Source organism: Cycloclasticus sp., assembly GCF_019090545.1.
Classification (GTDB): Bacteria; Pseudomonadota; Gammaproteobacteria; order Methylococcales; family Cycloclasticaceae; genus Cycloclasticus; species Cycloclasticus pugetii.
On sequence record NZ_JAHRVT010000017.1, the window covers coordinates 1 to 23,099 of the forward strand.

The 23,099-nt window shown below is 45.0% G+C and carries 25 protein-coding genes; 12 read left to right on the forward strand and 13 right to left on the reverse strand.

All coding sequences use genetic code 11. The features are described 5' to 3' along the window. The 4 genes from KUG63_RS03545 to merA form a co-directional block, all read left to right on the forward strand. On the forward strand, positions 1–265 hold a 265-nt coding region (locus tag KUG63_RS03545), incomplete at its 5' end, for a mercuric transporter MerT family protein (protein ID WP_287554045.1). Positions 266–324: 59 nt separating this feature from the next. Beyond that, positions 325–600: a mercury resistance system periplasmic binding protein MerP gene (gene merP, locus KUG63_RS03550; RefSeq protein ID WP_287554047.1), complete on the forward strand. Its 276-nt coding sequence runs from the start codon at positions 325–327 to the stop codon at positions 598–600. 15 nt (positions 601–615) lie between these two features. Next, on the forward strand, positions 616–1,023 hold the full coding sequence (merC, locus tag KUG63_RS03555) for an organomercurial transporter MerC (protein ID WP_287554102.1): 408 nt from the start codon (positions 616–618) through the stop codon (positions 1,021–1,023). 37 nt (positions 1,024–1,060) lie between these two features. Then, entirely contained in the window at positions 1,061–2,749 is a 1,689-nt protein-coding gene (gene merA, locus KUG63_RS03560; protein WP_287554049.1) for a mercury(II) reductase, read from the forward strand. 105 nt (positions 2,750–2,854) lie between these two features. On the opposite strand, the gene eexR is transcribed toward merA, so the two are convergent. From eexR to KUG63_RS03595, 7 genes are read right to left on the reverse strand one after another with little or no spacing between them, the layout of a single operon-like run. After that, on the reverse strand, positions 2,855–3,286 hold the full coding sequence (gene eexR, locus KUG63_RS03565; protein WP_028867978.1) for an entry exclusion protein EexR: 432 nt from the start codon (positions 3,284–3,286) through the stop codon (positions 2,855–2,857). Between the two features lie 54 nt (positions 3,287–3,340). Next, the gene (locus KUG63_RS03570) at positions 3,341–3,874 is read right to left on the reverse strand and encodes a FlhC family transcriptional regulator (protein WP_287554052.1); all 534 of its coding nucleotides are present in this window, start codon (positions 3,872–3,874) and stop codon (positions 3,341–3,343) included. Then, entirely contained in the window at positions 3,871–4,170 is a 300-nt protein-coding gene (locus tag KUG63_RS03575; RefSeq protein WP_287554053.1) for a flagellar transcriptional regulator FlhD, read from the reverse strand. Before KUG63_RS03575 ends, KUG63_RS03570 begins: the two co-directional genes overlap by 4 nt. After that, positions 4,167–4,715, reverse strand: a complete 549-nt coding sequence (locus KUG63_RS03580) for a lytic transglycosylase domain-containing protein (RefSeq protein ID WP_287554055.1) — start codon at positions 4,713–4,715, stop codon at positions 4,167–4,169. Before KUG63_RS03580 ends, KUG63_RS03575 begins: the two co-directional genes overlap by 4 nt. Then, a complete protein-coding gene (locus KUG63_RS03585; RefSeq protein ID WP_001158521.1) occupies positions 4,702–5,364 on the reverse strand; it encodes a DUF6475 domain-containing protein in 663 nt (220 codons plus the stop codon). Before KUG63_RS03585 ends, KUG63_RS03580 begins: the two co-directional genes overlap by 14 nt. After that, complete coding sequence (locus KUG63_RS03590) at positions 5,351–6,220, reverse strand: hypothetical protein (protein ID WP_287554059.1); 870 nt, start codon at positions 6,218–6,220, stop codon at positions 5,351–5,353. The genes KUG63_RS03585 and KUG63_RS03590 overlap by 14 nt, the downstream gene beginning before the upstream one ends. 55 nt (positions 6,221–6,275) lie before the next feature. Continuing rightward, the gene (locus tag KUG63_RS03595) at positions 6,276–6,527 is read right to left on the reverse strand and encodes a helix-turn-helix domain-containing protein (protein ID WP_287554061.1); all 252 of its coding nucleotides are present in this window, start codon (positions 6,525–6,527) and stop codon (positions 6,276–6,278) included. Positions 6,528–6,644: 117 nt separating this feature from the next. Here KUG63_RS03595 and KUG63_RS03600 point away from each other — a divergent pair, with 117 nt between their 5' ends. The 4 genes from KUG63_RS03600 to KUG63_RS03615 all read left to right on the forward strand — a co-directional run bounded on the left by KUG63_RS03600 (position 6,645) and on the right by KUG63_RS03615 (position 10,049). Next, on the forward strand, positions 6,645–7,292 hold the full coding sequence (locus KUG63_RS03600; RefSeq protein WP_000854920.1) for a LexA family protein: 648 nt from the start codon (positions 6,645–6,647) through the stop codon (positions 7,290–7,292). A gap of 256 nt (positions 7,293–7,548) precedes the next feature. Next, complete coding sequence (locus KUG63_RS03605; RefSeq protein ID WP_287554081.1) at positions 7,549–9,135, forward strand: peptide chain release factor 3; 1,587 nt, start codon at positions 7,549–7,551, stop codon at positions 9,133–9,135. Positions 9,136–9,158: 23 nt separating this feature from the next. After that, positions 9,159–9,863: an MBL fold metallo-hydrolase gene (locus tag KUG63_RS03610; RefSeq protein ID WP_015005033.1), complete on the forward strand. Its 705-nt coding sequence runs from the start codon at positions 9,159–9,161 to the stop codon at positions 9,861–9,863. Continuing rightward, on the forward strand, positions 9,864–10,049 hold the full coding sequence (locus KUG63_RS03615; protein ID WP_020161695.1) for a (2Fe-2S)-binding protein: 186 nt from the start codon (positions 9,864–9,866) through the stop codon (positions 10,047–10,049). A 4-nt stretch (positions 10,050–10,053) separates the two neighbouring features. Here KUG63_RS03615 and KUG63_RS03620 read toward each other — a convergent pair whose 3' ends face one another. The 3 genes from KUG63_RS03620 to KUG63_RS03630 all read right to left on the reverse strand — a co-directional run bounded on the left by KUG63_RS03620 (position 10,054) and on the right by KUG63_RS03630 (position 13,475). Then, on the reverse strand, positions 10,054–10,710 hold the full coding sequence (locus tag KUG63_RS03620; RefSeq protein ID WP_287554083.1) for a thiopurine S-methyltransferase: 657 nt from the start codon (positions 10,708–10,710) through the stop codon (positions 10,054–10,056). A gap of 10 nt (positions 10,711–10,720) precedes the next feature. Then, a complete protein-coding gene (locus KUG63_RS03625) occupies positions 10,721–12,433 on the reverse strand; it encodes a proline--tRNA ligase (RefSeq protein WP_287554085.1) in 1,713 nt (570 codons plus the stop codon). Positions 12,434–12,524: 91 nt separating this feature from the next. Beyond that, the gene (locus tag KUG63_RS03630) at positions 12,525–13,475 is read right to left on the reverse strand and encodes a sigma-54 interaction domain-containing protein (protein ID WP_020933171.1); all 951 of its coding nucleotides are present in this window, start codon (positions 13,473–13,475) and stop codon (positions 12,525–12,527) included. 207 nt (positions 13,476–13,682) lie between these two features. Here KUG63_RS03630 and KUG63_RS03635 point away from each other — a divergent pair, with 207 nt between their 5' ends. Together KUG63_RS03635 and KUG63_RS03640 are read left to right on the forward strand one after the other, a co-directional pair. Next, positions 13,683–15,041: an OprO/OprP family phosphate-selective porin gene (locus tag KUG63_RS03635; protein WP_015005038.1), complete on the forward strand. Its 1,359-nt coding sequence runs from the start codon at positions 13,683–13,685 to the stop codon at positions 15,039–15,041. A gap of 71 nt (positions 15,042–15,112) precedes the next feature. Then, positions 15,113–15,925, forward strand: a complete 813-nt coding sequence (locus KUG63_RS03640; RefSeq protein ID WP_277642420.1) for a substrate-binding domain-containing protein — start codon at positions 15,113–15,115, stop codon at positions 15,923–15,925. A gap of 68 nt (positions 15,926–15,993) precedes the next feature. On the opposite strand, the gene KUG63_RS03645 is transcribed toward KUG63_RS03640, so the two are convergent. Beyond that, entirely contained in the window at positions 15,994–16,899 is a 906-nt protein-coding gene (locus tag KUG63_RS03645; RefSeq protein ID WP_015005040.1) for a bile acid:sodium symporter family protein, read from the reverse strand. Between the two features lie 11 nt (positions 16,900–16,910). Further along, the gene (uvrA, locus tag KUG63_RS03650) at positions 16,911–19,751 is read right to left on the reverse strand and encodes an excinuclease ABC subunit UvrA (protein ID WP_020161698.1); all 2,841 of its coding nucleotides are present in this window, start codon (positions 19,749–19,751) and stop codon (positions 16,911–16,913) included. 68 nt (positions 19,752–19,819) lie between these two features. On the opposite strand from uvrA, the gene KUG63_RS03655 reads away from it, so the two are divergent. After that, positions 19,820–21,217, forward strand: a complete 1,398-nt coding sequence (locus KUG63_RS03655; RefSeq protein WP_277642417.1) for an MFS transporter — start codon at positions 19,820–19,822, stop codon at positions 21,215–21,217. A 50-nt stretch (positions 21,218–21,267) separates the two neighbouring features. After that, a complete protein-coding gene (ssb, locus tag KUG63_RS03660) occupies positions 21,268–21,732 on the forward strand; it encodes a single-stranded DNA-binding protein (RefSeq protein ID WP_015005043.1) in 465 nt (154 codons plus the stop codon). Positions 21,733–21,923: 191 nt separating this feature from the next. Here ssb and KUG63_RS03665 read toward each other — a convergent pair whose 3' ends face one another. After that, the gene (locus tag KUG63_RS03665; RefSeq protein WP_015005044.1) at positions 21,924–22,727 is read right to left on the reverse strand and encodes an SDR family oxidoreductase; all 804 of its coding nucleotides are present in this window, start codon (positions 22,725–22,727) and stop codon (positions 21,924–21,926) included. Positions 22,728–23,099: the final 372 nt, after the last annotated feature.

The window sequence follows — 23,099 nt, forward strand, 5'->3', positions numbered from 1 at the left end:
CGTCTTGTTGCTGCTAGGCGTGAGTGGCTCCTGGATTGGTAATTTAACCTTGTTAGAACCTTATCGTCCCATTTTTATCCTGCTGGTTTTAGCCTTATTTGGCTTCGCAGGCTGGAAGGTCTATCGCCCCGCCGAGGACTGTGAGCCAGGCACCGCCTGTGCAGTTCCTCAAGTGCGAAAACGTCGGCAGGTGATCTTTTGGTTAACGGCACTGACTGCGTTGGTTTTAGTCACCAGTAATTATTGGATTGTCTGGTTCGCCTGATGACGATTTCTAACCTTTTATTTTGATTAAATCCTTATGGCTTGCTCTTGGAGAAAATTATGAAAACACTCGCCCTAATGTCCCTGTTCGTACTGACCAGCCTGAACGCTTTAGCTGCCCCGAAAACAGTTACTTTGGAAGTCCCAACCATGAACTGTGTGACCTGTCCCTTTACCGTGGAAAAAGCCTTACAAAAAGTCGATGGCGTCAGTAAAGCCGAAGTGACCTTTAAGACCAAACTGGCGGTGGTCACCTTCGACGACGAAAAAACCACGGTAAAAGTACTGACCGAAGCCACCACTAACGCGGGTTATCCGTCAACGCTCAAGGAGTAAAGCATGGAAATGCTAATACGGTTACTGACCCGGTTCGGCGATAAGATTAGCTCATTGGGCGCGCTGGTTTCTGCTATGGGATGCGCCATGTGTTTCCCGGCCATTGCCAGTCTGGGCGCTGCGGTAGGACTGGGTTTTCTCAGCCAATGGGAAGGTCTGTTTGTTAGCACGCTATTACCCCTGTTTGCCTGGATTGCCTTGGTACTCAACGGACTTGGCTGGTTCAGCCACCGGCAATGGCACCGTAGTGCGCTGGGTGTGGCCGGCCCCATTTTATTGCTGTTATCGCTCTATCCGTTTCTCCAGTACGGCTGGAGCAGCTATGTCACCTATTCAGCATTAGGCCTGATGGTTGCCGTATCGCTTTGGGATATTTTTTCACCGGCGAATAAACGCTGTGATGATGACAGCTGTGCTGTTTAACACGACGCAATGCCTGACTACTATTTGAGGAAAACGAATGATCTTACTATCGATAGAAGGGATGACCTGTCCAAGTTGCGTCGCCCACGTTAAAGAAGCACTCGATGCGATCGAAGGCGTTAATAAGGTTGAAATATCTTATGAAAACGCCAGAGCAACGATCACCACGAACGGTGGGGTCAGCGTAACCGTTCTCATTGGAGCAATAGAAGCTCTCGGTTATATCGCAAAAGAATCCACTGATATTGCAAAAGAAAATACTCCACCGAATGACTGCTGTAGCAGCGAAAAAACAGACAACGAAAATGCAAGCAACACAGAAAGAAACCAAACTCAACGCGTGGCGATTATCGGTACGGGTTCCGGCGCTTTTGCCTGTGCTATCAAAGCCGCTGAAGGTGGTGCCAAGGTCACCCTCATCGAAGGCGACGATGTGATTGGCGGCTGTTGCGTGAATGTCGGCTGCGTACCCTCAAAAATTCTAATCCGCGCCGCTCAATTGGCTCAGCAGCAACGCAATAATCCCTTTACCGGACTGGAAAATCATGCGCCCCAATTGAGTCGAGCCTTGTTGACTCAGCAGCAGACCGCTCGGGTCGAAGAGCTGCGCGCGGCAAAGTACCAGAATATTCTGGAGACAAATCCTGCGCTTAGTTTACTTATAGGTTGGGCGCAATTTAAAAATGCGAATACCCTGTTAGTCAGAAAAAATGATGGAACCGAGCAGGAAGTTCACGCCGATAAAATCCTGATCGCTACCGGCTCCACGCCAACCATTCCTCCTATTGAGGGTTTAACTGAAACACCTTATTGGACCTCTACCGAAGCGCTGTTTGCTCAGGAATTGCCGCAGCACCTGGTCGTGATTGGTTCGTCGGTTGTAGCGCTGGAAATTGCCCAGGCTTATCGCCGTTTAGGCAGTGAAGTCACCATATTAGCAAGACATACATTGCTTTATCGGGAAGATCCCTTGCTCGGTGAAAAACTCACCGGATGTTTTGAAAAAGAAGGCATTCGAGTATTAAACAGTACGCAAGCTACCAAGGTGACCCACGATGGAAGCCAATTTACATTGGAAACTAACGCGGGCGATCTACGCTGCGATCGTTTGCTGGTAAGCACCGGGCGACACGCCAATACTTGCCAACTCAATCTGGGCGCGGTGGGTGTTACGACCAACAAAAAGGGCGAAATCGTTGTTAACGAACGCATGGAAACGAATGTTCCCGGTATTTACGCCGCCGGAGACTGCTGCAACATGCCGCAATTCGTCTATGTCGCCGCGGCCGCCGGTAGCCGTTCCGGCATCAACATGACGGGCGGATACGCCAAACTGGATCTATCCACCATGCCAGCAGTGATTTTTACCGATCCCCAGGTGGCAACTGTTGGGCTCACGGAAGAGCAAGCCAACGCACAAGACATTGAAACCGACAGTCGTGTATTGGAGATGGAGAACGTGCCGCGCGCACTGGCGAATTTCGAGACCGATGGTTTTATCAAGTTGGTGACTGAAAAAGCCACTGGCCGCCTGATCGGGGCGCAGATTCTGGCGCATGAAGGTGGAGAACTGATCCAGAGTGCGGCGCTGGCGATCCGCAACCGTATGACGGTGACGGAATTAGCCGACCAGCTTTTCCCTTACCTGACTATGGTGGAGGGTTTGAAGCTCTGCGCCCAAACCTTTAACAAGGATGTCAAAGAACTGTCCTGTTGTGCTGGGTAACGAACTTGAGTTGATCCGTATTCATTGATGGAAATGGCATTTTTCATTCGTAGTACGAAAGTGCCAATCAATTTTTTGAGTATAAGTAAAAAAGCAGTCAATTTACTATGACCTTGTTTTTTTAGGGAGGATAGATGAGCGACCATCTGCAAATTCGTTTACCCAGTACCAATATTTTTTTTCGCTCAGGCTTAGTTCTCGACCGGTATCTTTCAGTTGTCTTTGAAATAAATGGATTAGTCCGCTTAAGCCTAAGAAGGCTAAACCGACACATAAAATTGTCCAACTCGCTTGCCAATATGCTATTGCTAAAAACATAGTGGTGATGGTTATAAGGCCGATAGGACTAGCAATTGCTTTGAATCCCAAGTAGCTGAAAAAAACGATGGTGCAAATCAGAAATGGCAAAGCCGCTAACTTGGCAGATGCCGTTAATATTTCTGATGGAAAAAAATGAGCCGCAGCCAAAGTCGCCAGAAAAAGCCCCAGTGATATAAACCAGCAGCGTGCTGGTAAAGATTTAAGTAATTTTATCATCTTAGTACTCTCAAAGTGCACGGGCGGTGCACAATCAAATCATGCATCAGCATTTTAGTTCTCAAAAAGTGCTCTAGTGGTTTGCTCGGCCATAATCTCGCACACAGGACATTTAAGCTGAATGCGCTGTTGAGATACCGTCAAATACAGACTGCCGCATCGACACCGGTGTAAGGATGCTAGCTGTGATCTTAAATCACGAGCTAGAACCCAACCTTCATTAATGGTTAGTTTTTTCCAGGGGATCTCAGCTGGAAGATCTGCTTCTTCCCTTGCAACCAAGTACGCATCGTAAGCCTTCATCAAAGCATCAATATTTAATTGCTTGTAGACATTATCACCACCAACATTGACATAAAGCGCCATCAGCAGGGAGCCTTCAACTAGGGCTCTTCTGCTTTTAACAATGGCATCAGATTCTGGTAATTGACCAGGACAAGGTGACTTGCCAGTCACTTCTTTGTGTAGCCTTCTGATAATGTGGATTGGCAAACCAGTATCGAGCGCGATAATGGTTGTTCGAAATCCGTATTTAATAAGCAGCGAGGCTCGGGTAAACAGCTCACTTTTGGACAGGTTATCAATCATGCATCCCCCTTGTTGTTTAGGGTTGATAATAAATAAGCGATTCTTGGGATACCTGTGCCTTTGCTCTTCACCATCTCAATCAGTTGGCTTTGGTTACCCCTTGGTTGAAACAGCATGAATGATGAGGTCGCCACTCGTTGCAGGTCGTCAACTCCAGCATTAATCAGCGCATCAACCACATCGCGTGTAATTCCAAAGCGCAAGACCGCCTCTTGCGGATCAATGCGCGCCAATTCCCGTGCTGCGTGTAGGTATGCCAAATTTAATTGATAGAAGTCTTGTTGATTGGTTGTCATTGACGGACCTCCAGTTCATGTAAAATATTGCGATAAATAGAAAGCACTCTTTGCCCATACCAGCGTGCACGCTCTTCGTTCCAGCTGTGATAGCGGCCTATGCCAAGCTCTAAATCGTTTGGTGAAGATTTGATTGCTTCGGCCAAAATACTGGAGCCGACAGTTAGGTTGGTGATGGGGTCTAGCAGTTCTGCTGCTGAGCTCACCCGATGTCCGTGCCAATGCAAATTGATTTGCATTAGGCCAATATCGAGCTGGTATTTTCCACTCTCTTGCAGTGCTTGGTTTAACAGTTGCTCTGCTTCTGTCTTAGATTTGGCGTAGGTTGCATTTGAACCATTGCGAATTGCGTATGGCCATGGGCTGGTCATGTTGAGACCACGATGTGAGGCGGACTCAGCCAAGGCAACGGCGTAGAGCATGACAGGATCAATACCAACGCTTTGTGCTGCTTTTTCCCACTGATAGCCCGGAAACGCATAGACTGAAGTGCTTGCAGACATGGCTATCACTAGGGCAATGGTTTTTGCTTTAATCGTTTTCATTTTTGTCCTCTAATTGATTTCCGAGAAGCGCCTGAATGGCTTTCGGGCTTATTCTTTTTAATGGCACTGCGCTGAAGTTGGCGATGCCTCTCGTATAAACTTGTGCCGCTTTTGACCAGTCGCCTACGGCAACAGGCGCTTGCATATCAAATCCTTTTTGCTGGTTCTGATGGTCTGCAATACCCTGTAATAGCCTTGGGTATTCACCCACTTCGTCCCTTAGCAAGTAAGCCTGGTAGCGTGTTAAAAACTCTTTTTGCTTAAAGGGGTATTCCCTGTCATCAACCTTGCAGAGTTCAACCCATCCACCCATGTCTGAAATCACGCGGTGGATAAGCGCATCGTCAAACATCACGGATGTCCAAGCGCCAACCTGACGAACAGCCTTGTCAACTTTGTTCCAAGCAACCATGGCTCTTGAGCCAGAGTTGCCGTCGATATGCTTGATGACGTCAGCGGGCTTTGGAAAAAATTGCCCAGTATCCGGGGATTGAATATGCCGAGTCAGACCGATTCGTACCTCTTCAATGCTGTAAGCACGAAGGGCTTCAAATGCGATGGATAGCAATTGCGGTGATACGCTTTTGCCATACATGGCCCAAGCGGCTCCCCAAACTTCAGCAAACTCGCGTTTATCAACCTCCTGCACTTGAACGAACCTCCCGAATACCTGGTCCGGCCCAGCTTTCAGCAATGCGGCGATTGCTTTCTTCAATATTCAATTGGTGATTGCTGCCCTTTAGGCTCGTCGATGATTGCTGTACTTCATCAATGCGAACGTACTCGTCTTCCCATTGCCGGTTTAAAAGCCAGTTATGTGGCATAGGGGTCTTAGTCCGATCTTGATACTGCAATCGGTTGTCTCGTTGCTCTTTCCAGCGTGTTAGCACTTCCAAGGCGAGTTCATGGTCTTCATTGAGGCCCATGCGTAGCCATTCTTCTTTGGCTTTCGCTTTTTTTTCTTTGCGTATTTGTACATCCCAGAAGTCTTCAAACTGTATCTGGTCAACAGTTTTAACTGTTGGTTTATTGCTTCTCTCAGAGTCATCCGACCGTTGAGAGTCCCTTACCGGGTTGCCATCAGGCATAAACAATGATGAAAATTCTTCTGGAAGCCGAGTTTGAAAAGCGGCAAGAGATTTCAAAAGCGATGCCATACCAACGAAGTCGGCAGGTACATCTTTAAGCAACCGAAAGGCTGCCTTACCTTGGTTTGGGTTTTCGATTGGGTTGTGCTTCAGAAAGCTTCGAATCAAAGTCCAACCAGATCCCTCGCAACGAATCAGGAACTGATCTTGTTCTAACTCACTTAACGCCTTGGCAACCTGTTGCTCATCCCAGTTCAAGTCAGAAGCAACGTAACCAATCGGCAGTCGAAAGCAGCCAAGCAAATTACAATGTGGGCATGTAAGCAAATACAGTCCTAGCAACTTCGCAGAGTCACTCCAGGACAAAACGTTTTGCTTTAGCCAAAAGCGGGTATAGACCTTGCCATAATCACGCATGGAGGTACTCGCTTTTGTGTTTACGTAAAATGCTGACCATTACTTGCCCTTAATCCTACTGGTTACTGGCTTTCAGCTCGCTTGGGCCTTCGGGATAGATATCCGGTCTTAACTGAGAGCGGGTTACCTGTCCTTGCGTAGCTTGTTCGATGGGTAAAACGAATTCAGCGGGAACACGCCCTGATTTATTCAACCAAAACCAGACGTTTTGCTGTTTTGAGTTGATGGCTCGCGCTAATGCTGATTGCCCGCCGACCAAGTCAATGGCACGGCGGAGATGTTTTTGTGTCGTGTTGAACACTTCCATACCGTCTCCTGTTACAATAAAAACTGTTACAAGATTGAATGTTACAGTTTAAACTGTAGGTAAGTCAACAGTTAAAATTGTTGAAAGGCTACAGTTTTATTTGTAGAATACGGGCTTATGAAAACTTTATCCGAACGACTAAACCATGCCTTGCAGCTTACTGGGGTAACTCAGTCTGAGTTGGCTCGTCGCATTGGTATCAAACAGCAGTCGATCAGCCAGATTTGCTCTGGTAAATCGGCTAGGTCTCGTTACACCATGCAGATCGCGGAGGCGCTTCGCGTGAATGCTCATTGGCTCGCCACAGGTGATGGCGAGATTGGCTTGGGGGTCGGTAATGTAGAAGTCGGGCCTGATATTAAGGGAAGAATTCCTCTCATTAACTGGGTTCAGGCCGGTGATTGGACTGAAATAGCGGAGGGATTTGCCCATGAAGATGCTGAGGAGTGGCGTGAAGTCACTGGGAAAGCACATGAGGGTTGTTTCGCACTTCGCGTAAAAGGCGACAGTATGGAAAATCCAAGCGGAAAAAAATCCATACCTGAGGGGGCAGTGATCGTTGTTGATCCTGAGTTACCTTACTCTTCAGGTTCATTGGTTGTTGCGCGTTTGGATGATTCGAAAGAAGCAACCTTTAAGCAGTTGGTTATTGATGGTGAACAGAAGTATCTAAAACCTTTGAACCCGCAATACCCTGCAATACCGATCAACGGCAACTGCACCATCATCGGTGTAGTACGACAAGCTATCATCGATTTTTGGTAGCGATGGAATTTGTGGTTTAGCCACAGTTGTTCATGAGCTGAAGAAGCAACGATTGCAAACAGCTACAACTGAGCATTGGCGCACGCTGAGAGTAAATGGTAACCGATTAGATAACCATTGATTGTTTATAAAGTCAAGATCAGCGAAAATAGCGGCCAATTACGATTAACACGACGGATTTGACAAGCGAAGAACTGAAAAGAGAGTACTTCCAAAAGTGTGTACAAATCCGTGTACAAACTAAAAGAATTTATACATGGCAAACCAAGATTTTCTCAATGAAATCAATAAGCGAAGGACCTTTGCTATCATCTCGCACCCCGATGCGGGTAAAACAACGCTGACCGAAAAACTGTTGTTGTTCGGGGGCGCGATTCAGGTTGCGGGGTCAGTTAAAGGGCGAAAAGCTTCACGACACGCAACATCTGACTGGATGGAAATGGAGCAAGAGCGGGGTATTTCGATTACTACCTCGGTGATGCAGTTTGAACATAATGAAAAATTATTGAACTTGCTCGATACCCCTGGGCATGAGGATTTTTCTGAAGATACCTATCGAACATTAACAGCGGTTGATTCTGCGTTGATGGTCATCGATTGTGCGAAAGGGGTGGAAGCCAGAACCATTAAATTAATGGAAGTGTGTCGTTTGCGTGATACGCCCATTATTAGTTTTATTAATAAGTTGGACAGGGAAGGCAGGGATCCTTTAGAGCTTATTGATGAAGTTGAATCGGTGTTGAAAATTCAATGTGCGCCAATGACATGGCCAATAGGCATGGGCAAGCGCTTTAAAGGTGTTTACCACATCTATAAAGATGAAGTGCATGTGTTTAGCCCAACGCATGGCGGTAAAATTGCCACTGGCGAAATATTTAAAGGGCTAGATAACCCTGGGCTCAAGGAGTTGATGGGCCATGATTTTGAAGACTTTTTTGAGGAGTTAGAACTGGTTCGAGAAGCCAGTACGCCTTTCGATATAGACGCTTATTTAGCGGGTAAACAAACGCCGGTATTTTTTGGCTCGGCGGTGAATAATTTTGGTGTGGGTGAATTGCTTGACGCGTTTGCAGAATATGCACCGGCCCCTCAACCACGACAAGCGGTTGAACGTGAAGTGCTGCCAGAAGAAGATAAGTTTTCCGGTTTTATATTTAAGGTTCAAGCCAATATGGACCCAGCGCATCGTGATCGAATAGCCTTTATGCGTATTTGTTCCGGTGAGTATTCACAGGGTATGAAAATAAACCATGTGCGTATTAAGAAGAATATTCAGGTTGGTAATGCCATTACGTTTCAGGCGGATAGCCGGAAAAACGTAGAACAGGCTTTTGCAGGTGACATTATTGGGCTGCATAACCATGGCACCATTCAAGTGGGTGATACTTTTACACAAGGTGAGGCTTTAAAATTTGGTGGTATTCCTTATTTTGCCCCAGAGCTTTTTCGTAAAGCCGTTTTGAAAGACCCGCTACGTATGAAGGCTTTACAAAAAGGCCTGACGCAATTAACCGAAGAAGGAGCGACGCAGTTATTTAAACCGCTACGGAATAATGACTTAATTTTAGGTGCAGTGGGTGTGCTTCAGTTTGAAGTGACAGCGCAACGCCTTAAAAGTGAGTATAACGTAGAGTGTGTGTATGATAATGCACCTATTACAACGGCTCGTTGGGTGAGCTGTGATGACCCGAAAAAATTTGAAGAGTTTAAGAAGAAAGCGCACGATAGTTTGGCAGAAGATGGCGGTGGCTATTTGGTATATTTAGCGAAAAGCCGAGTTAACCTATCGTTAACACAAGAGCGCTGGCCAGAGATAACCTTTAGTGCGACACGCGAGCTGTAAAACATAAATGATAGGAGTGAGTGATGACTGAAAAAAACTATTCAATAGAAGCATTAGAACTAGGCCCTGCAGAAAACTTTATTTATCTGATTCACGATCACAAAACTAACCGAGCAGCGGTGGTAGATCCTGCTTGGGATGTGCCTAAGGTAATAGAGTTGGCTAAGCAAAAAGGAGTCGAGATTACCGATATCCTGCTAACGCATAGTCACCATGACCATATTAACGGTATTGGTGATGTGCTGGATAAGTACGATGCGCAGGTACATTTGTTAAAGCAAGAAGCTGACTTTTGGGGTGATCACCCAGCCTCGCCAAGCATTCATTATGGTGGTGATGAAATTATGTTGGGTGATAGTAGTATTAAAGTGTTGCATACGCCGGGGCATACGCCCGGTTCAGCGTGTTATCAAATAGGCGATGATTTGTTAACGGGCGATACGATGTTTGTTTTTGGTTGTGGACGGTGTGATTTCACAGGCGGCGACCCAGAAGTAATGTATAAAACCTTGAATAAAATTCGTACGGAATTACCAAGTTCTACGACGATTCTGCCGGGGCACAATTATGCGGTTAAAAAGACATCAACCATCGCAGAGCAAATAAAAGGTAACCCGTTTTTGCATCAGCATAGCCTGCAAGATTTTGTGCAATACCGAATGAATACGCCAAAACGCAAGAGCCCTTATGAGGCAGAGCCAGAATCGGGCTGTGGGCACGATCACTAAGTGGCGTATGAATTTAAAGATGATGATGTGATTTGCAGTTGCACGGGCGTCACCAAAAAGCACTTTTTAACAAGGATAAAGGCCGACAATATCGAGACACTTGAGCAGGCAAGGGAAAAAACACACGTTAATGTTGCCTGCGGCATGTGTGTTTATATTGTGGAAAAACTGCTCGATGTAGACTAAAAGGTTATTTTTCTGTGAGCAAAAAAACGTGTTCAAGCATGCGCGATACGCCTTTGGCCTTGAAGCGTTTTGATTGCTCTAAAATATCCTCAGACACTAAGCACTGAATCTCATAACGCGCAGAGAAATGTTGCTGTACTTCATCAGGTGTTACCGAAAAGGGAGGGCCGCTCATTTCATGTTGGGGGTAGTCAACAGTAATGAGTAGTCGCTGCGTTTTATTAGGTAAAAGTTCATTTAGTTTTTCGACATAGCGGGCGCGCATATCCGCTGGAAAAGCAATCAAGGACGCACGATCGTAAACAAGCTGGTAAGCAGCTACGTCGTCGGCTGTTAGTTCGAATAAATCGCCGCAAATAATGGTGAGATTTTCATAACGATACGTTAAAAAGCGATCACCCTGGGTAATACTAGGCGTGAGTTTATTTTCTTTGAAAAAGTCCTCCACGGCTTTTTTGCTTAACTCAATGCCCAATACTTTTTCGGCGTGTTCTGCTAACCAGATAAGGTCTTTGCTTTTGCCGCACAAAGGCACAAAAACAGCGGCGTTTGCTTTTGGTTTGAGTGCAGCAAAGTGCTCGATAAGATACGGGTTAACGTCATTTAAGTGAAAACCAATTTCACTTTTTGCCCAACGTTCATGCCAAAAGTTAGTGTCCATAATGTTTAGTTTATTGTTGAGTGACCGTTTTTAGGTGCGCGATAATTTGATCTAAGGGTATGTCTTGGTTGTCGCTGTCTGTTCTAGCACGATATTCAACCATGCCATTGTCTAAGCCTTTATCGCCCAGCACGATACGGTGAGGAATGCCAATAAGCTCCATGTCTGAGAACATAAAGCCGGGGCGTACTTTTCTATCATCAAATAAAACATCAAACCCCGCTTCTTTTAGCTCTAGGTATAGTTTTTCAGCCGCTGCTTTTAGGCGTTCAGACTTATGCATATTCATCGGTAATAAAGCAACTTGGAAAGGAGCTAATGCAGCGGGCCAAATAATACCTTTGTTATCATGGTTTTGTTCAATAGCGGCTGCAATGACGCGGGTAATGCCTATACCATAACAACCCATGGTCATCATTTGGTTTTTGCCGTTTTCGTTTAGCACAGACGCATTCATCGCTTCGCTGTATTTAGTGCCTAATTGAAAAATATGCCCAACCTCAATGCCGCGAGCAATAGTCAGGGTGCCTTGTCCATCTGGGCTAGCATCCCCTTCGACGACTTGACGAATATCTTCAATGCGAGTGGGTTCTGCTAAATCGCGGCCCCAGTTTACCCCTGTGTAGTGCATGTCATTTTCGTTAGCGCCACAAATGAAATTTGCCATAGTCGCTGCGCTACGATCAACAATCATGGGTACATTTAAATTGATGGGGCCGATATAGCCTGCATCACAGCCAGCAGCTTGTGAAATCTCAGCATCGCTAGCCATCGTTAGGGGTGATGCTACGCCGTCTAGCTTTTCGGCTTTAATATCGTTCAGTGAGTGGTGGCCGCATAATAAAAGCGCCACAACAGTATCGTCATCACCTTTTACCAATAAAGTTTTTAAACACTGTGCGCTGCTCACGTTTAAGAAACTGCTAATTTCTTCAATGCTGCGTTGGCCTGGGGTAGGTACTTTTTCTAACTGTTCAGTGGCCTCGGCGTGCGGCTCTGTGGGTGCTAATGCCTCGGCTTTTTCTACATTAGCGGCGTATTGGCTTTCAGTAGAAAAGGCAATCGCGTCTTCACCAGAATCAGCCAGTACGTGAAACTCATGCGAGGCGTTGCCACCAATAGAGCCGGTGTCTGCCAATACAGGGCGGAAATTTAGGCCAAGGCGTGTAAAAATATTATGGTAGGCCTTAAACATGCGGTCATAGGTTTCTTGCAAAGACTCGTCATCCATATGAAACGAGTAGGCATCTTTCATAATAAATTCGCGTGAACGCATAATGCCAAAACGAGGCCGAATCTCATCGCGAAATTTAGTTTGTATTTGGTAGTAATTAACCGGTAATTGCTTGTAACTCTTTATTTCGTTACGGGCCAGTTCGGTAATAATTTCTTCATGTGTTGGGCCTAAGCAAAATTCACGGCCATGTCGGTCATTTAAGCGAGCTAGTTCAGGGCCGTATTGTTCCCAACGCCCCGATTCTTGCCAAAGTTCAGACGGCTGTACAACCGGCATTAAGACTTCTAACGCACCAGCATTGTTCATTTCTTCGCGAACAATATGCTGTGCTTTTTGCAGAATGCGAACACCAAGGGGGAGCCAATTGTATAAACCAGCTGCTAGCTTGCGAACAAGCCCCGCGCGAATCATTAATTGATGACTGACGATTTCGGCATCTGAAGGGGTTTCTTTAACGGTATTGAGTGGGAATTGGCTAGTACGCATAGTTATTTTCTTCGGTTAATGAGGTTCACATGAAGCGAGACATTTTACGCTGAAAAAGGACCACTACCTAGTGGCGATAGAAAAGATATTGTTAGGCAGCTTTTTGATCCCAGCGTTTAAGTTTTCTATCAAGCGTGCGGCGAGAGATGCCTAGGCTTTTTGCGGCTTGAGATTTGTTGCCTTTACTCTCATTAATGGCTTTAAGAATATGCTCTTTTTCAAGTGATTTTAAGCAGTGCTTGTTTGTAGTCGCTGAGTTAGTGTCAGCCGCCGGTAATGTTTCATGTAATGGGATGCTTAGCAGTAACGAGCGTTCAATATGGTTGCGTAGCTCACGAATATTACCGGGCCAGTCATAAGCTTGTAAGGCATTGATTGACTCAGTTGAAATGTGAGGGCTGGTTAATTCGTGTTCTTCACACAATTGGCAAACAAAGGTGCTGGTGAGCGCTTCAATATCATCTGGGCGGTCACGCAGTGGCGGCGCAGTAAAAGGAACGACACTTAAACGGTAATATAAGTCAGCCCTAAATAAGCCTTGCTTAACCAGGTCTTTAAGGCGTTTATTTGTGGCGGCAACGATACGGACAGAGGTGTCATATTCTTTGTCGGAGCCAACGGGGCGAATGGTTTTTTCTTCTAAAAGGTGTAAAAGCTTGGGTTGCGAATCTAGCGGCAGCTCGCCAATTTCATCTAAAAATAATGTGCCATTTTGTGCAGTGGCGACCAGCCCTTTTCGTGCATCTTTGGCACCTGTAAAGGCGCCTTTTGCGTGACCAAATAGTTCGGTTTCTAACAAGTGTTGGCTAAAGGTTGCGCAGTTAATAGACACAAAGGGACCTTTGCGTTGGCTAAGGTCATGAATTTTTCTAGCTAATAGGCTTTTACCAGTACCCGTTTCGCCGTCCAATAAAATAGGTGTGTTTTTAGTGGCGACACGATCAATGTCGTCCAACAGTTTAACGACAAGTGGGTTATTACCAAAAAATGAGTGGCGGTCACGAATGGCTTTACGAAGTGCCGATGATTTGTGGGTAGTCATAGAAAATAGCGTCGTGAGACATTTTGTCAAAATTCTCTTTATATTGAGACAAAGTGTCGCATAAGTCTAGTGCGTTGTTATGCTTGTTTCAGTGATAATTTTTAAAGTTAATTATTAATCAATGAGTTGATGGTATGCCAAACCCGTTGGCATTAGTTTTGCTTTATGCCATCGGGTATTTTGATAATCAATAATAAGGAAAAATCAATGAAAATAAATAAATTAGCGTTAGCTGCCGCTGTTTTTATGGGGGGCTCAGTATCGGCTCATGCAGGCTCTGAACTGACAACGCTACTTATGTTGCTGCATGAAAATGGCACGATATCAGATGCGCAATACCAACGCGTATTAGCTGAGGCGAAAGCAACAGAGCAAAAAACGATCGCGCAAACTGAAGATATTCAAGAAAGGCTCGATAAGGCAACCAATGTTGAAGTGAATGTTAATAAAGGTGGCTTAGCTGTTAAATCTCGTGATGGTAACTTCACAACGCAAATTGGTGGTCGCATGCAGTTAGACTCCGCTTGGTATGGAGAAGATGATTCGGCAGCGGGGAGTACATTAGGTGATGGCACAAAAGTACGTCGAGCAAGGCTATATATTAAAGGTACTGTAAATAAAGATTGGTTCTATAAGTTTGAGTATGACTTTGCGGGTACAGGTGATACACGAAAAGGGATTACGGATATTTGGGTTGGTTACAATGGGTTTGACTTTGAAGGGCTAAGCGTTAAGGCCGGCCATTTTAGAGACCCATTTATGTTGCAAGATCAAATCAGCGACAATAATACGCAGTTTACCGAAAGAGCCTCAATTGATGCCTTTACGGCGAGCAGACATATTGGCGTTATGGGTAGCATTGATCGTAAACATTGGACAACAGCGCTCGGTGTGTTTGGTGATAAAGCCAATACAAATGGTGGCTCAGACGATGAGGGATGGGGTTTAGGCGGGCGCTCTACTTGGATGCCAGTTAATGAAAAAGGTTCGTTGGTTCATTTAGGTTTGGCCGCAAATTACCGCAGCACACGAGGAGGCGAGGTTCAGTTCAAACAACAGCCTGAAACTAACATCTCAGGAGTGGACTTTGTGGATACAGGTAAGTTGCTAGATGTGGATAGCTATTTAACATTAGGTGCCGAAGTAGCTCTTGTTAAAAATAGGTTTTCTGGCCAAGCCGAATATATTCGTACTCAGCTTGAACGCGATACAACTAGTGACCTAACATTTGATGGTTGGTATGCACAAACAGGCTGGTTCCTTACACAAGATACACGCCCATATACGCATAAAGGTGCAAAATTCAAAGCAGTTAAGCCTAATAGCCCGTTTGGTAATGGTGGTATAGGTGCATGGGAGTTAGCGTTACGATATAGCACCATTGATTTAATGGATGGCGCTATAAACGGTGGTGAAATGGACAACGTGACTTTGGGCCTTAATTGGTTCCCAGTAGCGGGCTTACGTTTTTCTGCTAACTATATTAAAGTGCTAGAGGTAGAAGGTGGGGCGCACGATAATGAAGAAGCAGATATTATGCAGCTTCGTGGCCAATGGGCGTTTTAACGCGGTAGGCCATCAAAGGGGCGCATTTGTCGCCCCTTGTTTTTTATAACGGGATAAGTAACGGGTAAATAATGAAAAAAATTGTAAAAATACTTTGGCTGATGGGTGTTGGCGCGCTGATGATGTTTGCGTCAAACAGTTCGGCATTGGATGTTCTTAGAATGTCGACCACAACCAGCACAGAAAACTCGGGGCTTTTAGCGGTGCTAAACCCTGTCTTTGAAACCCAGCACAATGTTAAGCTTGAAGTGATTGCTGTAGGCACTGGTAAAGCATTGGCAATGGGGGCGCAAGGTGATGTTGATGTTGTGTTTGCTCATGCACCAGCGGCAGAATTGAACTACGTCAAGTCGGGTGATTTCATTGATCGCTCGGCGGTCATGCATAATGACTTTGTTATAGTAGGCCCGACCAGTGACCCTGCAAATATAGCAGCCTCTAAAACAATTGAAGAGGCCTTGCGTAGTATTGCTCAAATAGAAGCTAGCTTTATTTCCAGAGGTGATGACTCGGGCACACATAAGAAAGAAAAACTGTTGTGGAAGAAAGCCGGTGTTGCGCCCAGTGGGGACTGGTATGTCGATGTCGGCCAAGGCATGGGCGCGGTGCTTAATATAGCGAATGAAAAACTAGCTTACGCTTTAACAGACCGGGGTACGCAAATTGCTTTTGCCGATAAGATCTCCCTCAAGGTGTTGTTTGAAGGCGATGTTAATTTATTCAACCCATACCATGTGATGGCGGTTAATCCAAAAAAACACCCGGGCTCAAGGTATGACTTAGCGATTAAATATATTCAGTTTGTTACGAGTAAAAGAGGCCAAGAGATTATTGCAGATTTTCGTAAAGGTGGGCAGCAGCTATTTTATCCAGATGCTGAGTAAGTAACGACGACCATTAAAATCTCGATAAACGCCCTTTATAAAAATAGAGGGCGTTTTTTTATGCCTGATTACTTAGCGCGAGACCAATAAGAGGCAAGTAGGGATCCAGTTAAATTATGCCATAAGGAAAACAGCGCGCCGGGCAGTGCCGCAAGCGGAGCAAAGTATTTAACTGCCAGCGCCGCTGCAAGACCGGAGTTTTGCATACCAACTTCAATGGCTAGGGTTTTGCAGGTTTGTCGATCCATACCAAGTGCTCGGGGTAGCCAGTAGCCGGTGAAGAGGCCCAGTACGTTATGCAGAGCAACAGCGCCCACTAATAACAGCCCAATAGAGCCTAAACGAGGTTGGTTGAGTGCAACGATAATGGCGATAATAAGCACGATAGCAAAAACAGATATCAATGGGAAAACCTGCTTGGTTGAGCTTAAAAAACGACCAAAAAGTTGGTTGACTATGATGCCAGCTGTGACCGGTAAAATAATAATCTTTACAATATCCATAAGCATTTTCATGGCCGGTACATCAACCTGTTTACCAAGGTAGAGCAGGCTTAAGGCAGGCATTGCAATCACCGCCAGTAGGGTTGAAAAAGTGGTGATCGTGATCGATAGGGCAACATTTCCTTTTGCTAAGTAACAAATAACATTGGAGGCGGTGCCGCCTGGGCTTGCGCCGACCAGTATCATGCCGCTGGCAAGCGCTAAGGGTAATTGCAACCAAGTGGATATACCCCAAGCAAAAAAAGGCATGCAGAGAAACTGCAATAATAAGCCGAAGATAATAGGCTTAGGCGATTTAAGAATACGTAAAAAATCATGTGCTCTTAAGCTAATACCCATGCCAAACATTACCAAACCTAATAAGAAAAAGAGACTAGGTTTAAGGGGTATAAATAAGCTAGGGATTGCGTAGGCGACAATTGATAAAAGTATTGCCCAAACGGGGAAAAGCTTAGTGGCTTTGTTAATCAAGGTAATTCCTTCTAAGCCGATAGGCTATCGTTAGTCTTGTTTAGGAAATCTTTTAGGTAGTACCCTGTATGAGACTCATTACATTGAGTGACCGCTTCAGGTGTGCCTTGTGCAATCACTTGTCCGCCACCATCTCCCCCTTCAGGGCCGATATCAATGATCCAATCGGCTGTTTTTATAACATCTAGATTGTGTTCGATAACCACAAGGGTATTGCCGTGATCACGAAGCGTATGCAAAACGCTAAGTAACTGCTGTATATCAGCAAAGTGCAAACCGGTAGTCGGTTCGTCAAGAATGTAGAGAGTTTTTCCGGTATCACGTTTTGATAGTTCACGTGATAGTTTGACGCGTTGAGCCTCACCACCCGATAAAGTGACAGCGTTTTGCCCCAAGGTAATATAGCCAAGCCCGACATCCATCAACGTGCGGAGTTTTTTTGATACAACTGGAATCGCATCAAAAAAGCCACAAGCATCTTCAACTGTCATTGAGAGCACTTCGTGGATTGTTTTACCTTTGTAGCGAATTTCCAAGGTTTCTCGACCGTATCGCTGGCCTTTACAGCTCTCGCAATTGACGTAAACATCCGCAAGAAAGTGCATTTCTACTTTAATAACACCATCGCCTTTGCAGGTCTCGCAGCGCCCACCTTTTACGTTAAAGCTAAATCGTCCAGGCGTATAGCCGCGTGACCGCGCCTCTGGGGTTGCTGCAAACAGTTCACGAATGGGGGTGAAGAGCCCAGTATAGGTAGCGGGGTTTGAACGTGGTGTTCGCCCTATAGGGCTTTGATCGATATCAACGACCTTATCAATATGTTCTAGGCCATCAACACCGTCATTAGCGGCGATAGGTAAGGATGATTTATTCAGTACTTTTGCAACCGTTGGGTACAAGGTTTCGTTAATAAGCGTTGACTTACCCGAACCAGATACGCCAGTAACACAGGTAAATAAACCGATGGGAATATCAACACTGATGTTTTTTAGGTTATTAGCGCGTGCATTATTAATGCGCAGTGTTTTACTGGCATCCACGGGGTGACGTTGTTGGGGCACAGCGATATATTGCGCGCCTGATAAATATTGTCCGGTGATGGAAAGAGGGTCGTTGATGATTTCCTCAGGCGTGCCTTGAGCGATAACGTTACCACCATGAATGCCTGCTTTAGGACCAATATCAACCACATGATCAGCTGCCAAAACGGCGTCTTCATCATGTTCAACTACAATCACGGTATTGCCTATATCACGCAAGTGAAACAGGGTGTTAATGAGACGTTGATTATCACGCTGGTGCAAACCAATGGATGGTTCGTCTAATACATACATAACGCCAACAAGCCCAGCACCAATTTGACTGGCTAGGCGTATTCGTTGGGCTTCACCACCCGATAAGGTGTCTGCGCTTCGGTCTAATGATAAGTAATCTAAACCGACATTAATTAAGAAATCGAGACGCGCCTTAATTTCTTTGACGATTTTTTTAGCAATTTCGCCACGGTGTCCAGCCAATTCTAAAGAGGAAAATAAGGCGCTAGATTGGCGAATAGACAGGTTTGTGATTGATGGTAAAGTGTGGGTGTCTACAAAAACATGGCGAGCGGCTTTATTTAAACGTTGGCCCTGGCAGTCTGGGCAAGCCTTGCTTGATAAGTATTTGGCCAGTTCATCGCGTACGGTGTTTGAATCGGTTTCACGATAGCGTCGCTCCATACTATGAATGACCCCTTCGAAAGGGTGTGTGCGTTTAATGGATTCGCCTCGGCTGTTCAACGTTGTAAAGTTGATAGGCTCATCGCCACTGCCAAATAAAATGGCATGTTGGGTTTCTTCTGGGTATGAATTAAAGGGCTCTTCTGGATCAAATTGGTAATGCTTGGCTAGCGACATAACCATTTGATAGTAATACATATTGCGCTTGTCCCAGCCACGGATGGCGCCACCGGCAAGGCTAATATCAGGGCTATGTAACACTTGTTGAGCATCAATATATTGCGTAATACCTAAACCATCACAGCTTGAACAAGCCCCCTTTGGACTGTTAAAGGAAAAAGAGCGAGGCTCTAATTCACTGATGCTGTAGCCACAAGTTGGGCAGGCAAAACGCGATGAAAATAAAATTTCTTCATCGTCATCCATGCTGCTGATGACGGCGATACCTTCGGTGAGCTTTAACGCCGTTTCAAAAGACTCTGCCAATCTAACGGACAAATCATCGCGAATTTTAAAGCGGTCAATGATGACCTCAATGGTGTGCTTTTTCTTAAGCTCTAAAGGTGGGGCATCGTCTAATTCAACAATTTCACCATCAATTCTTGCGCGAATAAAACCTTGGTTACGTAGATCATTTAAGGTATTAAAGTGCTCACCCTTACGTTCCTGTACCACCGGTGCTAATAGCATCCAGCGTTTTTCTGGGTCTAAGGCGAGTACAGCATCGACCATTTGCGTGGTGGTTTGCGCTTCTAGTGATGTACCGTGATCGGGACATTGTGGAATACCTGTTCTAGCGAACAATAAGCGCAGGTAATCGTAAATTTCTGTAATGGTGCCGACTGTTGAACGTGGGTTGTGGGAGGTAGATTTTTGTTCAATAGAAATAGCTGGCGATAAGCCTTCAATATGGTCGACATCAGGTTTTTCCATTACCGATAAAAATTGTCGAGCATAAGCGGATAGCGATTCGACGTAACGACGTTGTCCCTCTGCATAAATCGTGTCAAAGGCTAAAGAAGACTTGCCAGAACCAGATAAACCTGTAATAACAATCAGCTTGTCTCGGGGCAGGTCGAGATCAATATCTTTTAAGTTGTGGGTTCTTGCGCCACGAATTTGAATGGTGTCCATTTACGTATCTAATTAAATTACCAAACCTGTTAATATACCCGTCTTTTTAAAGGCTAGGCAAAGTAATTATGGCTGATTCTTCAAGCCAACCATCAGTAATGAGTGAACAAGAGAAAAGAGCAAGCTTAGGATTGGCGGGCATTTTTTCAATGCGCATGCTCGGCTTGTTTATGATTTTACCTGTAATGTCCCTGTATACCGAGCACCTTAATGGAATAACACCGGTGCTATTGGGCTTGTCGATTAGTATTTATGGTTTAACGCAGGCGTTATTGCAAATTCCATTTGGCTTGATGTCTGACCGCTTTGGGCGTAAAAAAATTATTACGATTGGCTTATTACTGTTTGTAGCTGGTAGCGTTGTCGCTGCCTTATCAACAACGATATACGGCATTATTCTTGGCCGGGCTTTGCAGGGAAGTGGCGCTGTTGCTGCGGCAATTATGGCGTTGGCGGCCGATTTAACGTTGGAGCAAAATCGGACAAAAATAATGGCAACGATAGGCATCAGCATTGGTATCTCATTTGGTATTGCGATGGTACTGGGGCCATTGTTAGCATCGGTTGTTGGCTTGCAGGGTATTTTCTGGTTTACAGCGATTTTGGCCACGGTGGGTATATTTATCCTGCATAACGTTGTGCCAGACGCGAAAAAATTATCGGTGCATAAAGATGCAGAGCCTATTCCTGCTTTGATGGGTAAGGTGTTAAAAGATACGCAGCTATTACGTCTTGATTTTGGTATTTTTTGCTTACATTTAGTGATGACCGCTATGTTTGTTGTGCTTCCACTGGTTTTACGAGGGAAGCTGGGCATCGCTGCGGATCACCACTGGATGGTTTACTTGCCTGTGTTGGGGTTATCGGTAGTGGCAATGCTACCCTTTATTATCCTCGCAGAAAAAAAGCGTAAGATGAAAGTCGTTTTCGTTAGCGCTGTAGCGGCCTTGTCATTGGCTAGCCTCGGGTTGTATTTGTTCAGTGGTCATCTTTGGGGCATGCTGGGTTCTTTATTTGTATTTTTCACAGCATTTAATTTGTTAGAGGCGAGTTTGCCGTCATTGATTTCTAAAATAGCGTTTGCTGGCGGAAAAGGAACCGCGATGGGCGTTTATTCCAGCTCGCAATTTTTTGGCGCTTTTTGTGGTGGTTTAATGGGCGGGCTAGTCTGGAATAATTATGGTTTAGCCTCCGTGTTTTTAGCCTGTGGCGGTATTTTATTTATTTGGTTTATAGTGGCGCTAAGCATGAAGGCCCCACGTCATATGAGTAGTTTGTTGAAACACGTGGAGATCGAAACGAGCGAGCAGGCACGGCAAATAACTGATAAGCTATTAGCGGTAAAAGGGGTGCTAGATGTTGGTATTTCAGTTGATGATTCAACGGCTTATTTAAAGGTCGATAATGAATTATTAGATGAGATGGCACTAGAAGCAATCATCCCAACTAATCAAGCAACAGGCTGAGATTAAACTTTAAACCCGCCCCATTGAGGGCAAGAATAACGGAGCACAACATGGCAAGCAGAGGCGTAAATAAAGTAATTTTGGTGGGTAACTTGGGTAAAGACCCTGAGATTCGTTATATGCCGAGTGGTGGTGCGGTAGCCAATGTTACCGTGGCAACATCAGAATCATGGAAAGATAAAAATACAGGTGAACAAAAAGAACAAACAGAGTGGCATAGAGTAGTGTTTTTTAATCGTTTAGCTGAGGTGGTTGGTGAGTACCTTAAGAAGGGCTCAAAAATTTATGTAGAAGGTGCTTTGCAAACACGTAAATGGCAAGATCAAAGCGGACAAGACCGTTACACTACAGAAATTAAAGCCAGCACAATGCAAATGTTGGACAGCCGAGGCGGTGGTTCGGCTGAATTTTCGCCAGCAGGTGCAGCGCCGGCCTCGAAACCGAGTAATTTTGCATCAGCACCGGCACAACCTACAGCACCGATGGATGATTTTGATGATGACATTCCATTTTAGAGACCATCGAAGACTGCTTTGTACATAATAAATAAAAAAGCCCATAGTTAATGGGCTTTTTTATTGGGTGTTGTAAACAGCGGATTCGTTACTACAACATATACAATGGTTTTATGTTGTAGGTTTGAGCCTTGTCTGTTGTTACCGCGCTTTAGGTGAAAAATACCTAAAGCTAAGGGGAGCTGGAAAACTTAGCCCTTGTCGTTATCCGCTTGGGGTAAACAATCCATAATGGCTTGATGTTGCCCAGCAAGTGCCTTATCAATTAATCCAGGGAATAACCCATTCAAGCGGCCAAATAAGCGTTCTTGCCAACCCACAAAATGCCTAGCCTTACTGCTTTGTAGAAAGTCGGCAAACTCTGTTGCTACTTTTTCAGGTGTATCTATATTTGCCTTGATAGCCACATTAAGCGCTTGGGTGTTCTCGTCGTTGAACGGTGTATCAGTTCCGCGTGGTGCGAAATAGCGCACATCAACCGTGCCACCGTGAAGTTCTCGTCGGAGGGCTTCGGTAAAACCTTTTAGGCCGTATTTGCTGGCGCTGTATACAGTAAAGCCTGCAAAGGCCAAACTAGCAAAAGCAGAGCCGATATTAACAATTTGCGCAGACGGTTTAGCTTTTAATAACGGCAATAGCTGCTGTGTTAATAAAATAGTGCTGGTTAAGTTAATATGAATAACAGAAGAAATTTTTTCTTCGCTCATGGTTTCAAAGCCTGTAAATGCACTGATACCAGCATTATTAATCAGTATGTCAATACCACCTGCTCGTTGCTCACAATGTTCTTTAATGGCCTGTCGGCCTTCAGAAGATGAAATGTCAGCCGCCAAGACATCGTGTTGGCCTGATAGATTTTGTTTGACGGTTTCAAGCTTATCTTGATTTCGGCCTACTAAAATAAGTTGTGCGCCTAATTCGGATAATTCTTTGGCGATTGCTGCACCAATACCACTGCCAGCACCGGTTAATAAAATGACTTTATTGTTGTACACTTAGTTCTCCTTTTGTTCGGTTTTTAACGCAACGAAAAGATAATAAAAATTATTACGCCGTTAAGTAAGTATACCTTGATTTTTAAGGTGTGGTTGAACTGAGCAAGTCAAAATAGATAGACTTTGGAAGTAAGATGTCTGAGTGTTTTAAGTTGCTTTGTGCTATTTTGGAAATTAGCAATTATCGTGTGATAGAGGCGTTTTGCCGCTGATGCCAAAAACTCAGTAAGCGTAGACAGGGGGAAGTGTTAATTAAAAAGTGGAGTATTTGCTTGTTGTCTTTTATTTTCATAACAATAAAAAAGCCCCTATTAAGGGGCTTTTTTAATTAGCTAGGCCGTTATTAAGCCAGCTAATTTAGCTTTTCCAAGA

Bases quoted from the DNA above. Each gene is read 5' to 3' on its own strand.
- merP (WP_287554047.1), top strand. From the start codon at position 325: ATGAAAACACTCGCCCTAATGTCCCTGTTCGTACTGACCAGCCTGAAC.
- merA (WP_287554049.1), top strand. From the start codon at position 1,061: ATGATCTTACTATCGATAGAAGGGATGACCTGTCCAAGTTGCGTCGCC.
- eexR (WP_028867978.1), bottom strand. From the start codon at position 3,286: ATGATAAAATTACTTAAATCTTTACCAGCACGCTGCTGGTTTATATCA.
- KUG63_RS03570 (WP_287554052.1), bottom strand. From the start codon at position 3,874: ATGATTGATAACCTGTCCAAAAGTGAGCTGTTTACCCGAGCCTCGCTG.
- KUG63_RS03575 (WP_287554053.1), bottom strand. From the start codon at position 4,170: ATGACAACCAATCAACAAGACTTCTATCAATTAAATTTGGCATACCTA.
- KUG63_RS03580 (WP_287554055.1), bottom strand. From the start codon at position 4,715: ATGAAAACGATTAAAGCAAAAACCATTGCCCTAGTGATAGCCATGTCT.
- KUG63_RS03590 (WP_287554059.1), bottom strand. From the start codon at position 6,220: ATGCGTGATTATGGCAAGGTCTATACCCGCTTTTGGCTAAAGCAAAAC.
- KUG63_RS03595 (WP_287554061.1), bottom strand. From the start codon at position 6,527: ATGGAAGTGTTCAACACGACACAAAAACATCTCCGCCGTGCCATTGAC.
- KUG63_RS03600 (WP_000854920.1), top strand. From the start codon at position 6,645: ATGAAAACTTTATCCGAACGACTAAACCATGCCTTGCAGCTTACTGGG.
- KUG63_RS03605 (WP_287554081.1), top strand. From the start codon at position 7,549: ATGGCAAACCAAGATTTTCTCAATGAAATCAATAAGCGAAGGACCTTT.
- KUG63_RS03610 (WP_015005033.1), top strand. From the start codon at position 9,159: ATGACTGAAAAAAACTATTCAATAGAAGCATTAGAACTAGGCCCTGCA.
- KUG63_RS03620 (WP_287554083.1), bottom strand. From the start codon at position 10,710: ATGGACACTAACTTTTGGCATGAACGTTGGGCAAAAAGTGAAATTGGT.
- KUG63_RS03625 (WP_287554085.1), bottom strand. From the start codon at position 12,433: ATGCGTACTAGCCAATTCCCACTCAATACCGTTAAAGAAACCCCTTCA.
- KUG63_RS03630 (WP_020933171.1), bottom strand. From the start codon at position 13,475: ATGACTACCCACAAATCATCGGCACTTCGTAAAGCCATTCGTGACCGC.
- KUG63_RS03635 (WP_015005038.1), top strand. From the start codon at position 13,683: ATGAAAATAAATAAATTAGCGTTAGCTGCCGCTGTTTTTATGGGGGGC.
- KUG63_RS03640 (WP_277642420.1), top strand. From the start codon at position 15,113: ATGAAAAAAATTGTAAAAATACTTTGGCTGATGGGTGTTGGCGCGCTG.
- uvrA (WP_020161698.1), bottom strand. From the start codon at position 19,751: ATGGACACCATTCAAATTCGTGGCGCAAGAACCCACAACTTAAAAGAT.
- KUG63_RS03655 (WP_277642417.1), top strand. From the start codon at position 19,820: ATGGCTGATTCTTCAAGCCAACCATCAGTAATGAGTGAACAAGAGAAA.
- ssb (WP_015005043.1), top strand. From the start codon at position 21,268: ATGGCAAGCAGAGGCGTAAATAAAGTAATTTTGGTGGGTAACTTGGGT.